This window comes from Paenibacillus sp. cl123 (assembly GCF_900101595.1).
GTDB lineage: Bacteria > Bacillota > Bacilli > Paenibacillales > NBRC-103111 > Paenibacillus_G.
The window spans coordinates 740,784-756,184 of the sequence record NZ_FMYY01000001.1 but is presented as its reverse complement, the minus strand read 5'-3'; the positions used below and the strand labels follow the sequence as shown (position 1 = coordinate 756,184).

The 15,401-nt window shown below is 58.6% G+C and carries 10 protein-coding genes; 2 read left to right on the top strand and 8 right to left on the bottom strand.

The window, feature by feature from the left end:
- Positions 1-89: 89 nt before the first annotated feature.
- Complete coding sequence (locus BLR08_RS03325; protein ID WP_072328214.1) at positions 90-842, bottom strand: pseudouridine synthase; 753 nt, start codon at positions 840-842, stop codon at positions 90-92.
- Position 843: 1 nt separating this feature from the next.
- Positions 844-2,364: an RsmB/NOP family class I SAM-dependent RNA methyltransferase gene (locus BLR08_RS03320; RefSeq protein WP_072328213.1), complete on the bottom strand. Its 1,521-nt coding sequence runs from the start codon at positions 2,362-2,364 to the stop codon at positions 844-846.
- A 230-nt stretch (positions 2,365-2,594) separates the two neighbouring features.
- On the opposite strand from BLR08_RS03320, the gene BLR08_RS03315 reads away from it, so the two are divergent.
- A complete protein-coding gene (locus BLR08_RS03315) occupies positions 2,595-3,077 on the top strand; it encodes a thioredoxin family protein (RefSeq protein WP_072328212.1) in 483 nt (160 codons plus the stop codon).
- A gap of 141 nt (positions 3,078-3,218) precedes the next feature.
- Here BLR08_RS03315 and BLR08_RS03310 read toward each other — a convergent pair whose 3' ends face one another.
- The 3 genes from BLR08_RS03310 to BLR08_RS03300 are packed head-to-tail and all read right to left on the bottom strand — an operon-like array spanning position 3,219 to position 5,586.
- Positions 3,219-3,638, bottom strand: a complete 420-nt coding sequence (locus BLR08_RS03310) for a DUF309 domain-containing protein (RefSeq protein ID WP_072328211.1) — start codon at positions 3,636-3,638, stop codon at positions 3,219-3,221.
- 33 nt (positions 3,639-3,671) lie between these two features.
- Complete coding sequence (locus BLR08_RS03305) at positions 3,672-4,469, bottom strand: GTP diphosphokinase (RefSeq protein ID WP_072328210.1); 798 nt, start codon at positions 4,467-4,469, stop codon at positions 3,672-3,674.
- Positions 4,470-4,485: 16 nt separating this feature from the next.
- Entirely contained in the window at positions 4,486-5,586 is a 1,101-nt protein-coding gene (locus BLR08_RS03300; protein WP_072328209.1) for a quinone-dependent dihydroorotate dehydrogenase, read from the bottom strand.
- A gap of 170 nt (positions 5,587-5,756) precedes the next feature.
- Here BLR08_RS03300 and BLR08_RS30975 point away from each other — a divergent pair, with 170 nt between their 5' ends.
- Entirely contained in the window at positions 5,757-5,897 is a 141-nt protein-coding gene (locus tag BLR08_RS30975; protein WP_176835401.1) for a hypothetical protein, read from the top strand.
- Positions 5,898-6,214: 317 nt separating this feature from the next.
- Here the strand turns inward: BLR08_RS30975 and BLR08_RS03295 are convergent, their stop codons facing one another.
- The 3 genes from BLR08_RS03295 to BLR08_RS03285 form a co-directional block, all read right to left on the bottom strand.
- Positions 6,215-7,666: a L,D-transpeptidase family protein gene (locus BLR08_RS03295; protein ID WP_256257397.1), complete on the bottom strand. Its 1,452-nt coding sequence runs from the start codon at positions 7,664-7,666 to the stop codon at positions 6,215-6,217.
- 144 nt (positions 7,667-7,810) lie between these two features.
- Positions 7,811-9,448 (bottom strand): CBM96 family carbohydrate-binding protein, encoded by a 1,638-nt coding sequence (locus BLR08_RS03290; RefSeq protein ID WP_072328208.1) that lies wholly within the window; start codon positions 9,446-9,448, stop codon positions 7,811-7,813.
- 136 nt (positions 9,449-9,584) lie between these two features.
- The gene (locus BLR08_RS03285; protein WP_072328207.1) at positions 9,585-15,203 is read right to left on the bottom strand and encodes a cadherin-like beta sandwich domain-containing protein; all 5,619 of its coding nucleotides are present in this window, start codon (positions 15,201-15,203) and stop codon (positions 9,585-9,587) included.
- Between the last annotated feature and the right edge of the window lie 198 nt (positions 15,204-15,401).

Here is a 15,401-nt window from a genome sequence, read left to right as displayed (position 1 = left end):
AGAAAAGTATGGTTTTATCTCTGTTCCCGCTTGCGGCGGCTCTGGCAGCAAGCTGCCGGAGGACGAAGTACTCACTCACCCCGCTCCGGTCAAGTCGGCAAATTCGCATGCGCCTGCAGAGAGGCCAGTTCCTCCCCCGTCAGCTCGCGGCTGCTTCCAGTCGGCAGACCGCCGTCCAGCGTCAGCGGGCCCATGGACAGCCGCTTCAGGAACACAACGCGCTTGCCGACCGCTTGAAACATCCGTTTGACCTGATGGAATTTCCCTTCCATGATGGTGAGCTCAATCTCGGAGGGCTTGTCCTGCGCCGGTTCTCCCGGAACGAGGATTCGCAGCTCCGCAGGCATCGTTTCGTATCCGTCATCCAGAGTGACCCCCGTACGGAAGGCTTGAATGTCCTCCTCCCCCACCGCACCGTCGACACGGGCAAAGTAGGTTTTGGGCACATGCTTGCGCGGCGACAGCAGATTATGAGCCAGCTTGCCGTCATTGGTCAGCAGCAGCAGCCCCTCCGTATCTTTATCCAGCCGTCCGACCGGAAACAGCTCAAGATGAGCGTATTCCTCATCCAGCAGATCGAGGACAGTCCGGTCCCGGCGGTCCTCCGTAGCTGAGACAACGCCCGGAGGCTTGTTCAGCATCACGTACACAAATTCCCGGTAACGAACCGTTTCTCCGTCCACCTGAACGATGTCGGCATCCGGGCGGATCTGCATGCCGCTGTCCTTGACCGGTTTGCCGTTCACCGTCACTGCTCCGCGCTTCACCAGCAGCTTGATGCCGCTGCGCGTTCCATGCCCCGCATGCGCCAGCAGCTTGTCCAGACGCAAAGTAGTTTTCATCCTAGGTCCACCTCCAGCCGGCAGGGTATTCGTTTTTCAGCATGCCGTCCTGCCATTTCGCCCAGCCGACGGTATAGCCGTCGACCGCGATCAGGCAGTAGCCTTTGGGGGTTACGGCGGCATCGGCCGAGACCAGCTCGCTTAGGGGGAGCTCCACGGTCTCCCCCTTCAGGTACCGCACCGCGCGCGGATCATCCGCGCGGAAGCTGACGCTGCGCTGCGCATCCTGCGGGCGCAGCGCCAGCGCCAGCGCCTGCGACGGCGCGAAGCGCTGCTTGGCTGCGCCGCCGAGATACCATCCGGGCCGGATGACCCGGATGCCTTCCAGCGGCGGCAGCCCCGGCGGCGCAGCGTACGCGTGCTCGCTGCGCCAGACCAGCTCGGCGCCGTCCCACGGGGGCGCCGTCAGCTGCTCCGCCGCGAAGCGGGCGAGCGCTTCGCGCGCGCCGTCAGGCGCGCCGCCGCGGGCCACGCCGCCGCGAGCCATGCCGCCAGGCGGTGCGCCTGTGCCCGCGCGGCGCGGCGCCCGCCCCGCCCGCGGCGCAGGCTCCGGCGCTGCCGGCAGCTGCGGCTGCGCGCTCTCTCCGCGCCTGCGCAGCGCGGCGGCGTAATGCCCTTCGCCGCATAAGCGATGCGGCCAGAGCCTGGCGGTCCCGGCGACTTCGTCTGCCCGGGACGGCGCTGCCGGGCCGAGCCAATCCGGCCGGCCTGGCGCCCACCCGCCGCGGCCGCCGACGAGCGGCACCGGCTCAACCTCGAAGTCGCCGTGCTGCGCGAGAAACGCCGCGATAATCGCCTCGTTCTCCTCCGGCGAGAACGTGCAGGTCGAATACACCAGCCGGCCTCCGGGCCTGAGCATCCGGGCCGCCTGCGCCAGCAGCGTATGCTGCATGGCCGCGTATTTGGCCGTCCAGGACGGCTCCCAGGCTTTCGCCATATCCTCTTCCTTGCGGAACATCCCTTCTCCCGAGCAGGGGGCGTCCACCAGAATTTTATCGAAATAGCTGTCAAAGGCTTGAACCAGCTTCGCCGGGTCTTCATTAAGCACTACCGCATTGCGGACGCCGCCCAGCTCCAGGTTTTTGACGAGCGCTTTAACCCGGTCGGAATGTATGTCGTTGGCAGCGACAAGTCCCCGGCCCTGGAGCTTCGCGGCAATCTGCGTCGTCTTCCCACCGGGAGCCGCGCACAGGTCGAGCACCCGGTCGCCCGGCTCGGGCTGCAGCAGCTCCACCGGCGCCATCGCGCTCGGCTCCTGGATATAATAAAGGCCCGCATGATAATAGGGATGCTTGCCCGGTCTGGCCGTTTCCGGCAAGTAGTAGCCGACAGGCGACCAAGGAACTGGCGTAAGCGGCCAGTCCGCCAGCTCCCGGAAAGCTTCAGCCGATATTTTCAGCGTGTTCACCCGCAGCCCATACTGCCGCTGCTGCTCATAAGACGCCAGAAAAGCCGGATAATCCTCCCCCAGCAGCCGTTCCATGCTTTGTAAAAAATGTTCAGGCAGCGTACGCCCCGTCATGTGCTCTCATCCCGTTTCCGTGTAAGTCTGGCGCCCTGCTGTCCGTCACGCTTGAAGCCGCAGCTCGCGGCATGATTTCCATTGTACTCCTAATACTCAGACCGGGGCAAGCCGGAGGAGTTCAAAATTCGTTCACTTTCACGCTCCATACAAGCAGGAAACTTTCGGGAAGCAACGAATATTTCCATAGTGTGCAATTCTCTATGTAGGAAGGAAGAGAAAGAGACGTTATGAAAAAACTGGCCATTTATTTGTCTGTCATCCTTGTGTTGTTCGGAGCTTTGTTCGTGATTAACCAGCAGTCCAACAAGGCCAAGTACAGCAAGTATGAGAACAACGTGTACGGCATCGCTCCCGAGAAGCTGAATCCGGAGACGCTGAAGCAGCTGGACGATCCGAACTATCAAAACATCATTTTACCGGAAGCGCTGGATCAGAAAATCGAGAAAAAGGAATCGTTTTTTCTATACTACTTCGCTTCCACCTGCGTTCACTGCAAAGCGACAACCCCTATCCTGATGCCCGCAGCCAAGAGCCTTGGCGTCGACATCAAGCAGTTCAATCTTGAAGAGTTCCGCAACGGCTGGGACCGCTATAAAATCGAAGCAACGCCTACCTTGATTTATTACAAGGAAGGCAAAGAAGTCGAACGCCTCGTCGGCGAGCAAACTGACGCAGCTATTAAAGCCTTCCTCTCCAAGCATAAAGCTTAGAGCATACGGAAAAGCCTGATCCCTGCCCTAACCGGGCAGGTTTTTTTCATTCCCGCGATCCTCGGCTCGGCAGCAAGCTTTGAGCGTGACCGGCTCCTCCGCCCAGCCCCTAGCCGGGCTGGGCTTACCGTGACCGGCAGTTTAGTCCTCATGGCCGGCAGGAGGATCGAGCCTGAACGCCTCTACCTGCTCGGCGAGCAGTGGATCGAGCACACGAATCGTCAGGTCGTAAAAGGCAAACGGCTTCTCCGGAAGCCCCGCCAGCTTGTTCAAATAAGTCCGGCTCTCCTCCCGAAGGCCGCGAAGGTCGATGCCAAGCGCTTCGTCCGGCTGCGGGTCCAGCTTCTCCAGCGCGGCGCTCAGCAGCTTTACAGCCCCTCCGGTATTGCCGTTGCGGTAATGGTAAAGGCCCACCGCTACCTGCAGCAGGCCCTGATACAATATGTTGCGTCCTTCTTCCAGCCATAGCTCTTCCATCACTTCATGGCATTCGAAGTAATCTCTCTCCACGTTGAAGTAATAAACGAACAGCACGTACAGCCGATCATAGTTTTTCTGCAAGCCGTAACCTCCCCGGGTTTCTGCGGACGAGCTTTACGAATTTTTTTTGGCGCGGCTGATCGCCTCCGAGATTTGATCGGACAGCTCCTTCAGCAGCCAAGTATCGTTGGTATCCCATAGCTCGTTGAACCTCATCTGAAATTGAGCGGCCTCCCGTACCCGGTGGAAAAAGTACAGCTCCTGAATGCCGTTCAGCACCCGGTTGACGATATTGGAATTGTCCTCGAACAGCTGCTGGGCTTCCATAATCTCCACCCGGATGCTGCTCATCTCCTGATCGAGCAAATAGGCCGCTTCCGCCGCCTTGCTAAGCCGGCTGACCACCTCGGGCGGAAGCTCTTCCCGGTATTTATAGTTGAGCGAATGCTCGATCGTCGCCCAGAAATTCATCGCCAGCGTTCGCAGCTGAATTTCGGCGAGCACACGCTTCATCCCGAGCGCCGTCTGCACCGGATATTCCACGATCATATGGTAGCTCCGGTACCCGCTCGGTTTTTTATTCGTGATATAGTCCTTCTCGTAGACCAGTGTCATATCCTCGCGAGCCCGGATCAGCTCGGCCAGACGGCCGATATCCTCAACGAACTGGCACATGATGCGGATACCGGCTATATCCTCGATGCCGGTTTCGATTTGCTCCATCGGCACATTCAGCCGCTTTGCTTTCTCGAAGATACTGGATATCCGCTTGACTCTCCCGGTTACAAACTCGATAGGCGAATATTCTTCGCGGCTTTTCAGCTCTCCGCGGAGGGTTTTGAATTTAACCTTCAATTCCTCAACCGTTTGCTCATAAGGAAGCAGGAACTTTTTCCAATCGCGACCATCCATACGTGATCCTCCTAGACTAACCTTGATGCGCCGAGCCGACAGCCTCCGAGATATGACGGAAGCCGTCCTTCTTCAGCAGTTGCCTGAGTCCCTCATTGATTTGCTTGATCAGGCCCGGGCCTTCGTAGATCAGAGCCGTATAAATCTCAACAAGACTTGCTCCGGCTCGTATTTTGTCATATGCATCTTCGGCGGTAAATATCCCCCCCGAGCCTATGATCGGCAGTTGGCCCCCGGTCAAACGGTACACCGTGCGGATCAGCTCCGTCGACTTGCCCGTCAGCGGCCTGCCGCTGAGACCTCCCGTTTCGCCGCGATTCGCATGCACAAGCCCGTCGCGGGAAATCGTCGTATTCGACACGATAATGCCCGACACAGCGCTTCGCAGGATGGTGGCTACCGAATATTCCACTTCCTCCGGCGTCAGATCCGGAGCGATCTTGACGAGCACCGGCTTCTCCCGGCCGCCGAACTTCGCATGCTGGGCGCGGATCTCATCCTTGACCGCCTTCAGCAGCCTGGACAAGTCGTCCCCATGCTGAAGATTGCGCAAATCCGGCGTATTGGGCGAGCTGATGTTCACGACGAAGAAATCCCCATATCCGTACAAGGCGCGGATGCAAGCCCGGTAGTCGTCCTCCGCCTGCTCGTTGGGGGTGGTTTTATTTTTACCTATATTGATTGCCAGCGGAATCGTGCGCTTGCCCTGATTGCGCAAATTCCGCTTCATGCCGTCGATGCCGACATTGTTGAAGCCCATCCGGTTAATAAGCGCCCTATCCTCCGGCAGACGAAACAGACGCGGCAGCGGATTGCCCTCCTGGGGCTGCGGCGTCACCGTTCCGACCTCCATGAAGCCGAAGCCGATATTGGAGAAACCCGGCACGGACTTCCCGTTCTTATCCAGGCCGGCTGCCAGGCCGACCGGATTGGCAAAGCGTATTCCCCACAGCTCCGACTCCAGCTCCGGATGAGCGCCTACGCCCCAGATCGCCCGCAGCAGTCTCCGGCCTCCCGGGATCTGGCCCATTGTGTGCAGCCCGTCAATCGTAAGATGGTGGGCCTTCTCCGGGTCCATCCGGAACAGCACCGGTTTCGCTAAACGTTTGTACAACATGCTCTGTCGCCCTCTCCCGTCCATGTCTTGCTGACGATAACTCTCTCGTTGACAGTTTATCGTTTTACGAGGGAAAAATAAAGGGGACAAACCATGAAGTTCCTGCCGCTAAAACGGTTACATTATGTTAAAATATGCTTAATCTCATCCAAAAGGCAGGGCTGATGTCGATGTCGAAGAAAAAAATTTCTCCCTACGCGTCCCGCAAGACCAGGCAAGAAGGTCCAAACAAGAAGCTGATCATCTGGGTCAGCTCCATTCTTGGCGTCATCGTTGTCGGCATGTCCGTGCTGCTTATCGTAGGCAACTGACCGGGCGGCGGGCGGCTTGCTCTTCGATAGACAGCTTCGGCGGCCTTGGCAGTATTGTCTTCTCCCACGGCCGCTCTCCGCTTGCCACTGACCTGGTCCTCAGCTGCCCCTCGCTTCATAACTTCCGCACATGCCAACATCCGTTTCTCGCTTCCCTGCCCCCAAGTAATCTCGGCCGCTCCTCGCTTGCCCTGCCCCGCTCCGTCAGCCGCTTCTAACTGTCTTGCGCTTATTCGCATGGCTGATCCCGTTTGCCCTGCAAACAAACCTCTTCACTGCCTTCTATCCTCCACCTAAGCCCTCAAACTCCGCCAAAGTCAGTCCAGCCACTTGTACACCTTGTTCGGATTCGTATCCTTCCCCTGAGCCGGGAGCTTGAACGGCGAATGGCTGACGGAGAGCTCGGAGGGGAGCAGCCCCTTGCCTATCGTAACCTTGGTGCCGATCGGCGCCATATCGAACAGCTCCTCCACATCCGCTTGCCGCATCCGTATGCAGCCGAGCGACTGGTCTTTGCCGATGCTGGCCGGCTTGTTGGTGCCGTGGATCGCATACAGCGTATCGGATAAAGTCATGCCTCTGCTGCCGAAATCCCCGTCGGATTTCCCGTTGGGATTGCGCACCTTCTCCGAGATTTCAAACACGCCCTCCGGCGTTCTGGAGCCTCCGAGTCCAACGGGATAGATCCGCAGCACGACCCGGCCGCTGACCAGGGCGAGCCGGTGGGAGGTCTTATCCACGATGATCTCAAGCGGCTGCTCGAGCGGCCGCATCAGTCCTTCCGGCCCCGCCTGCTGGCTCGCCTGGGCTGCTTGCCCGGCGTCCGAGCCCGGCTCCGCGCCTGCGGCAGCCTTGTTCCAGGCGTCCAGCTCCGCGGACATCGTCGCCATGTCCTGCTGGAGCAGCTGACGCATATACGGCGTCAGACCCGGAAGCCAATTGTTCGGATAATCGGCTGTCAGCTGCTCTGCGGCTGACGGTGGACTGCCGTTCTTCCGCATAAAGGCGGCAACTGCGGAGCGCAGCACCGCCTGCTGTTCGCGCTGTGCCATCCAGCCCGCCACAAGTCCGTCCGCGCGCTGTGCGTCAGTCGGCTGACAGCTGCAGCTGTCGGCGTCATGATAGCTGATCTGCTGCCGCGCCGCATCATCCGTCGCTTCGACTGAAAATAAAGGCTCCGGCCTTCTCAGCCAGTCAATCCAGGCCGAGTCCGCCAGCGGAACGCCGCGCACCAGAACGCCGAAGCTCGCAAGCCGCTCCTGCAGCAGCATATGCTGCAGCGCCGGAGCGAGCGCCTCCTTGGATTTGTCCCCCGTCCAGTAGTACACATGGCCGGCTTGCAGCTGGGCCGCCGTAATATCCGGCGGCACCGCCGCCGGCGCCTCCTGCCGCTCCTGATCGGAACGGCCGGATGTCGATAGCCCGGGAGCCAGCATCAGTCCCGCTCCAAGCAGCAGCAAGACGGCCGTTCTGCCGGCGGCAAGCAGCCATCGCCAAACCGGCTTTCGCCGTCTCTGACTTTCCGCGGGCGGTGCGGATTCCGGGGATGGCGGCAGTGTAATCTTCTGCTCCTCGTAAGCCTCATACACCGCTCCGGCCTGGCCGTAGCAGTACAGCGCCTTCCCCTGCTTGCCCTGCGCTTCATACTCCCTGCCCAGCAAATACCAGGCCATTTTATTTTCGGGATGCTCCCGGACATATTTTTTGAGATATTGCGGGTCCTGCTTGAAAAAAAGCTGCAGCTGCTCGTCCGTGTCCTTCTTATTCACGATGCAACCCTCGCCTTCCATCTTCTCCCTGATCATTCCTAATATCGGCTCACCGGCTTGATTTATGAAGAGAAAGACCCCGCATCATGGTTGATGCGGGGCCTGGAAAACAGGATTCCATGCACTCGTAATCCCTGTAAAGCTCTATTCGTTGAAAGACACATACGGCTCATTCATCCCGTATTCCCGGCTCCATACGCGTACAAGACGATCCTTCGTCGCGTCGTCGGACAAGCGGAACGTCAACGTTTTGTCGGTCATTTGGGCGTTTACGTAGGCCGTCACATCTACCGTATACCAGCCTGCTCCCGCTACCTGGACGGTGCCCAGCGTGGTTGCCCCCGAGCTGCTCGGCCGCGTCGACCAGGTGACCGTCTGCTCGCTCCAGCTGTCGGCAGTCAAGCCCTGTACAGTGACGGGAACATAAGGGACGGCCGAATCCGATACGGCGGTACCCACGAAGAAGTGCAGCTTGGCCGATGTCACCGACGTGCCGGGATAAGCTCCCGCATTCACCTTGACATAAGCGATCCGGTCCACGTCAGCTCCTCCCGTCGTATTTGGCGCATCCTTGATCTCAAGCTGAGCCTCCGAGCCGTAGTTCGTGTTCGCATAGGCGCCGCTTCGCACATAAGTATCTTCGGCTGCATAGTAGTGAATCGGAATGTTCGCGCCGGGAGGCGTTGACGGCATCAGATCGCGGTATTCCCCTTCAGGCGTTTCCGGCTTATCCCAGCGCCAAGCCATCGTACCCAGCACGACCTTCGGATAAGCGGCGCGTTCGTCCTCGATCGCTTGAACGGTATCCAGCACTGCTTGCACGGTGGTCAGCGTCGGGTCCGTCGTCGTATTATGGCCGGCGCTGAAACCCACGACAATCGGCACAGGCTTGGTCATCGCGTTGGATTCCACGACATCGTCATGGGCAGCCGATTTGATTAACGCAGCGTTGGCCCGGTAATACATGCCGACCAGCGCATCGGCAAATCTGGCTCCGGCATAGGAAGAGAAGTAGGCCACATCCCCGGTATAGGTCGTGCCGCCATTGGCGGTTGTGATCCCGTTATTCGCCAGCCAGCTTGCATCGCAATCCACACAGCTCCGGATGAATGTGTCCGGGTCGGGAACGGTCACCAGCAGCTTCAGCAGATTGGAACCGATACGGTTTTTCAAATTATGATGAAACAACCGCCAAGCCTCGTATTTGTCCTTCGCCCTGCTCGAGCAGTCCGTCTGCTTGACTCCGTCTACTTCAACAGTTTTACAGTTCATCTCGTAATCGGTGACAACTCCAACGACATCCGCATGACTGCCGTTTTGATTATTGAAAGCGATGACATGATCAACCATCGTATAACGATTCACCTGGGTATTATCCGCAATCCAGGCATCCTCCCAATAGCCGATATATACCGCCATGCCGTAGGACTTCGCCTGATCGATCATCAGCTGCAGACGCGCCGTTCTGGCGGCCGAGGCATTGGAGAGGCCCAGCATATCCGCATACGTGACAGAAGCGATGATGACATCGATATTTTTATTGCGCATATCGGTTACCGCATCCAGCGCTTTCTGGTCCGTATTATAGTTCACGTCGAATTCCTTGGAATAATACACCCACACCGCGCGCGAGTCCGCAGCCGAGTCGCTGCCCTCCGGCCACCATACGGCTTCGGCCTGCGCCTGCTGAATGCCTGCCGACAACGCCGAGACGGCCAACAGCAGCGCTGCGGCGACACATATGCCTATGGAACGGAATAAGCGGAACCTGCTTTTTTTCATGAACAGACCTCCCGGTATATGAGATATAGAATGATCTGGTTTTGTTGTCGCTCCTCCTGTCCTTAACCTGAAGGGCGGGGACAAAATCCGTCCCCGCGCACATCAGCTTCCTTGCTTCATTCACAAAATTTCACGTTTATGGATTCGCCGGATAACTGCGGCTTGCCGCCCAAATCTCTCCGGCTGCCCAATGATCGGCAGGCACGTCGGGCCATACCGCTTCGCCTTGCGCCTGCTGGGCCGTCCGTCCCAGAAGCCGGTTCATCGCAGTCACGGCTTCTGCGCGGGTAACCGGTTCGCCGGCCCGGAAGGTGCCGTCGGGATACCCCTGCAGCCAGCCGGAACGGCTGCCGGCCAAGATCGACGCTTCCGCCCAATGTCCGGCGATATCGCGGAAGCCGGCTGCGTTTGCCGCGCCGCTGCCCTCAGACCTGCCGCCCGCTGCCGCCTGATCCTTCCATGCGGACCACCTTCCGAGCAGCGCCGCCAGCTCCCCTCTGCTCACGATGCGATCAGGGCGGAACGTGCCGTCCTCATAGCCTTCCATGATTCCTGCGGCAATAAGCTTGCTCATCTCCTTCTCGCTCCAGTGGCCGTCCAGGTCCGCAGGAGCGATCGCTTTTGCATCGACTGCCGCATCGGCGAGCTGAGTCTCGCTCAAGCGGACCAGCATGGAGGCCAGCTCGGCTCTGGTCACCGCTTGGCCCGGACGGAAGGTTCCGTCTTCATAGCCGGCTATATACGCTGGCTGAAGCGCCGAAGCCTGTGGCAGACGCAGCACCGTAAACGTGCTGAATTTGCTGACCTGGATCTGCACGGAAGCTGGCTGCCCATTTGTTCCCGCCGCAACCTTGCCATGCTTTACGACCTTTTCCCCGTCGCTATGCTCTACATAAACTGCATATTGCGCTTCATCGCCCTTGAGTCCTTGTCCGGCCGCATCCCCTTCAAGCGGGAATTGCAGCCGGCTCTGGACGCCTGTGAAGTTCGTCTCGATCCGAACCGGCGTACCGATCCATTCCGGACGGCTGCCGGCGGTCATGCGACGCACCTCCGGATTGGCCAACAGCCTGGTCAGCGTCTGGTCTCCGTCTTGCTTTTCCGTCAGCTGGTCCACCCGCACTTGGATGCCTTCCTTTTTCCCCTTCAAGCCTTCAAGGGAAGAGGCTGGAAGCTCCAGTCCCGTTCCCGGGAAAGCCAGCACAAGTGTAGAGCCCGCTGCCGCTATCTCTTCGACCGCTTTCTCATCAAGCTTCAGCTCATAGACATCGGCCTGACTTCCGCTTCCGGCTGCGACTGTCAGCGTCAGACGCTCCAGCCCGCCGCTGCGCGCCTGCTCCAGAGCCTTGCTCAGCTTTCCATAAGACAATGCGACTGTGTCCAGCGTCCGGCCGTCCGCCAACATGCTGCGGACAGGCTCCGAGCGAACGATAACGCCGTTGTTCTCTATTTTCGGCTCTATGGACGGCTCTATGCCGCCGCCCGAAGAGGAACCCGTGGAACCGGATGATGAATCATCATCCTGTTTAACCTCGGACTCACGCGTAATCCGTACCTCGTATGTTTTTACGGTATGTCCGTCGGGGGCCGTTACGTCGGCCGTCCAGCTATTAGAGCCGACGCTTATCGGGAACGGACCTTTCTTGACTCCGCTCTCCGCGGCGGCGCCGTTGAGCTTCAGCTCGGCCCGCGGATGCGCGGTTTCGGCCGCTGCGTAGATCTCGGCTGTACGGTACGGCACACTAACCGTGTACACGCTCGTCTGCGGATCGAATGCCGGCGTCAGCGCCAGTTCGTCGCCGCCAGCCCACAGCGTAAGCTTGCCAAGCGCAGCATCGCCCGATTCCTCCCGGTTGACAACAACCGTGTAGGTGCGTCCTGCGCTGCCGTCATGCGGAGTAACCTTGATCTCAATTTGATTGCTGCCCGTCTGCAGCGCTACCGGTATTTCCCGGCCGTCCCCAGCGGGTACGCCGTTGACCGTTACTTGTGCCAGCGGATCGCCGGCCGCCGCTTTCACAAGCGTCTCATAGACGCTGTTGCTTACGGTTGCTCCATAAATAGACACATCCGGCGTAAAGGACGGAGCCAGCTCTATGCCGCTCAGCTGCAGCGACGCCAGATCGGATCGGTCCGACAGCTTCCGCGTTACGCGCACTAGATAAGTGTCCGAATCGCCGTTTTGAGCCTCTACTCCGATTACGATATCCTGATCGCCCCAGTTCAGCGCGAATTCATAAGGCTCGCTGCCGCGGTCAAGAGGCGTGCCGTTCACCGTAACCTTGGCGAGCGGGTCTTCGGACAAGGCCGCCACGCTCACGTGGTACACATCGGCCGAGACGGTCGCCGAATAGCTGGCGATGTCCGGCGAGAACGCAGGCGCTATGGCAGTTTCCATCAGCTGCAGCGATGCCAGCTTCGTATTGTTCGGCAGGTCGCGGATCACCGTCACCGTGTACGTGCGCAGCGTCCCATCCTGGGCTTTAACCGACACCGTAATATCGTTCTCGCCTACCGCGAGCGGGATGTCAGCGGATAATGCGCCGCTGCTCACAGCTATGCCGTTGACCTGGATAACCGAATGCTTGGCTGTAGCTGTTGGCAGCACCTTCACGCTCGCCGTAGCGTTCGGTACGCGGACTGTATAGCTGCTCACCGCAGGATCGAAGGCAGGCGTCAGCGTTCCTCCCGCCAGCTTCAGATCGGCGAGCGTCGCATCGGACGATGGATTCACCACCAGACGCGGCTCGAAGCCGGGCGTTTCCTTTGAATAGAACTGAACCTTTGTATTTTTGGTCGTTTCGTCCGCAAGACGGAAAGTTACGATGCCATCCGTTTGCATCTGTACGAAAGACGTGACATCCAGGCTGTACCAGCCCGCCTGCTTCACCTTCATCGTTCCGATCTTGGCAGCGGAAGGGGCAGTTGGCTTGTTCGTCCAGTTGATCGTTCCTTCGCTCCAGTTGTCGGCATCGTACCCTGCTACCGTTACATCGACATTAGTCGCAATCGCTGCGGGCGCGTACACATTCAAGGTCACTTGCCGCAGCGGCTCCGTGTAGGCGCGCAGGTCGAACTTGAGATAAGCCATGCGGTCCCCGCCGCCGGAGGCGTTCGGGATGTCGACGATATCCAGCATCGGCTCAGAGCCGTAGTTCGCGGATACCGAGTTTTGGAATACATAAGCATCTTCAGCTGCCGCAAACACGTTATCGACCGGCTTGGAGCGGTTGATGGTCACGGTATAGCTGTCCGTCGTCGAATCCGGCCCAAATGTCTGAATAACAATCCGGTTCTCGCCCTCCTGCAGAGGAATCAAAGCGGATGCGCTGCCGCTTGCGACCGGCCGACCGTTAACGGCAATAGTTGTGCCGCTTTTCTCGGCGGTTGGCGTCAGGCGCAGGGCCGTTTCATTCGCCGGGACGGAAGCCGTGTAATGAGCCTTGTCCGCGGAAAAAGTCTCGTTCAAAGCGCCTGTGCTCAGCGTCAGCTGGCTCAACCGGGTACGCGGCGTCGCTGCAGCCGTATGGGGAATATCGTATGCCTGGGCCCAATAATAGCCGGAAGCGGCAACACGGCGCGGCTCGAAGCCGATCTGGTACCCGCTCGGAATTTGCTCCGAGGTGACCGATACCTTGCCGTTTGCAGCGCTGAACGCCCCCACATACTTGCCTCCGGCGAAAGTAAACCTTCCGTTCACCTCGGCAACCAGCGGCTGCCGCGTATCCTTGTCCACTACCGTCAGATGAGCCGCAGCATTCGTAGCGCCTCTGACGATCTGCATCGAGGAGATAATCATCGGCTTCAAATCGGTATGGCCGGTCGTCGCTTTCGCTTGAGCCGAAGCCGGGCCGATATTGCCTTTCAGGTCGATAGCCGCCACCTTGTAGTAATACGTCGTGTTCGGCAGCAGACCAACATCCTTGAAGGACAAGCTTCTGGATGTGCCTGCGATCAGCTCCGGACTTGGCGTGAATTCGGGCGTGGTGCTGCGGTAGACGAGATACTTTTCAATCTCGCCGTTGTCATAAGCTCTTCCGTAAGACAACGTCACCGTCTGATAGTCCTGTGCCGCTGCGGTCGGATTGACCGTTACGGCAGTTGGCGGCTCGCTGTCAGCCGGCGGTTCCCAGAACACGCCGTCCGGCCCCCAGTGAGACGGCAGCCAGCGGATCGAATCGTAATGGTGCATCGCGATGCCGCCGAACGAAGCATCATTGGCAAAGGCTGTATACACCTTATCCAGCTCCTGCTCCATAACCCTGCGGCCTTCTTCGCGGAAGGTGATCGTCTCCGGATCGCCGCTGTTCGCGATATCAAGCGTCTCCACGCCGATCACGACGGAGTTCGGCTTGCCGATCTTGTTTGCGTAAGCGATCTCTCCGGCCGCTCCGGCAATAATGCCAGCCGAACCGTCGGCCGTATCGCGGTAGTCCATGATGGAGATGTAGTCGGTGATGTCCTGAACATGCTCCGACAACCATTTCGTCTCACCCTTCCAGGTGATTTCCTTGGATTGATCGGACGTATCATACCACTTGGGAATCGCAGGCCCGATCGGCACGTTCAGCCCCGTGGCATTGCGGCGCTCCATCATTCGTTCCATCAGGTCCAGATATTGGATCTGCAGCGACGGATATTGCAGCTTGAAATCCGGCGATATGTACGGCTCGATATCCACATTGAGACCGTCAAACCTTTCATTCGGCGCAGAGCTGATGTTGTAGTTCAGCACTTGCTCCATATGCGCGATCGCCACATCATGATACTCTTGGTAAGCGCCGAGGAACGGAGGAGAGGTCCCGCCAGCGATACAAGCCTGCACCTGGTATCCGCGTTCATGCGCCCAAGCGATGAAATCCCGCAGACGGTCGCGGCCGTCCTCCAGAATATCCATGCCTCCATAGGGGCCAACCGCAAAATACAGCACTTTGACCGGATCGGAGCCGAACGTCTCCGTATCCTTGAGCATCGCATCCAGCACATCTCTCGAGCCCGGATTCATCAAAATGTTGTAGGTAGCCGCTTCCCACATCCACATGGAGCGATCCTGATTCTCCACCTTGAGCGTTTCGTTCGTGCCCGCTCCGACCTTCGCATAGGTGGTCAGCGAAGAGCCTTTTTTGCCGGACTTCGTGAATGCTCGGGCTTCGATGCTGCTCGTTTTGTCGCCGATGCCCTTCGTGTCCCAGTCGAGCTTATATTCGGCACCGTCCAGAACAGCCTCCTGCCAAGCTCCTCCGTTGATTCGAACTTCTACCTTCGAAATCGGGTTGCTTGCCGCCGCGCGTACCCGCACCGGAACGATACCGGAGAGCGAAACTCCTTCGGAAGGACTTACAATGGTAACCTGCGGCGCCGCACCCGAGGCATTGTTGACATTCAGCGTAATGACAGGACTCCATACTCCATACCGGCTCTCCACATCGAGCCCCCGGGCATTGAGCTGCACGGAACCGCTGTAGCCGGAAGTGTTAAAGTCATAATGCCATGTTCCGGTATTGTCCCCATCCGGGTCATAGGTCTGTACATCGACCTGCCGGCTTCCGCCAATAAACAGCTTGAGCTCGTACACCTGCGTATATGTCCCGGATATACGAACCATTCCCGCTTCGACCGTCGCTCCGTCAGCAGGAGCGTCGATCGTAATTCCCGAGGCTGCATACACTTTGGACGCCCAAGACAGTCCGCCGGGAATGGCGAGTACGAGCGTCAGTACAACGATCAGGTGTACCTTGAACAGCCTTTGCAGCATAAAATCACCCTTTTCTTTTTAGTTTTGATCTAGTTGCCGGTCTTGTTGTCGGTCTTGTTGACAAACGGTTTGTTGACAATCTCGCTGATGAATTTGATGAATGCAGCCGATTGCCCGCCTTTTCATCCTAGCAAGCGTTTACATGAGCTGAATATCTTCAAGTTGTTCACGAGGTAAGCTTTTGTTTCGAATCTGAAC

Coding starts and splice junctions, on each gene's coding strand:
- BLR08_RS03300 (WP_072328209.1), bottom strand. CDS start 5,586: ATGTTGTACAAACGTTTAGCGAAACCGGTGCTGTTCCGGATGGACCCG.
- BLR08_RS03305 (WP_072328210.1), bottom strand. CDS start 4,469: ATGGATGGTCGCGATTGGAAAAAGTTCCTGCTTCCTTATGAGCAAACG.
- BLR08_RS03320 (WP_072328213.1), bottom strand. CDS start 2,364: ATGACGGGGCGTACGCTGCCTGAACATTTTTTACAAAGCATGGAACGG.
- BLR08_RS03315 (WP_072328212.1), top strand. CDS start 2,595: ATGAAAAAACTGGCCATTTATTTGTCTGTCATCCTTGTGTTGTTCGGA.
- BLR08_RS30975 (WP_176835401.1), top strand. CDS start 5,757: ATGTCGAAGAAAAAAATTTCTCCCTACGCGTCCCGCAAGACCAGGCAA.
- BLR08_RS03285 (WP_072328207.1), bottom strand. CDS start 15,203: ATGCTGCAAAGGCTGTTCAAGGTACACCTGATCGTTGTACTGACGCTC.
- BLR08_RS03290 (WP_072328208.1), bottom strand. CDS start 9,448: ATGAAAAAAAGCAGGTTCCGCTTATTCCGTTCCATAGGCATATGTGTC.
- BLR08_RS03325 (WP_072328214.1), bottom strand. CDS start 842: ATGAAAACTACTTTGCGTCTGGACAAGCTGCTGGCGCATGCGGGGCAT.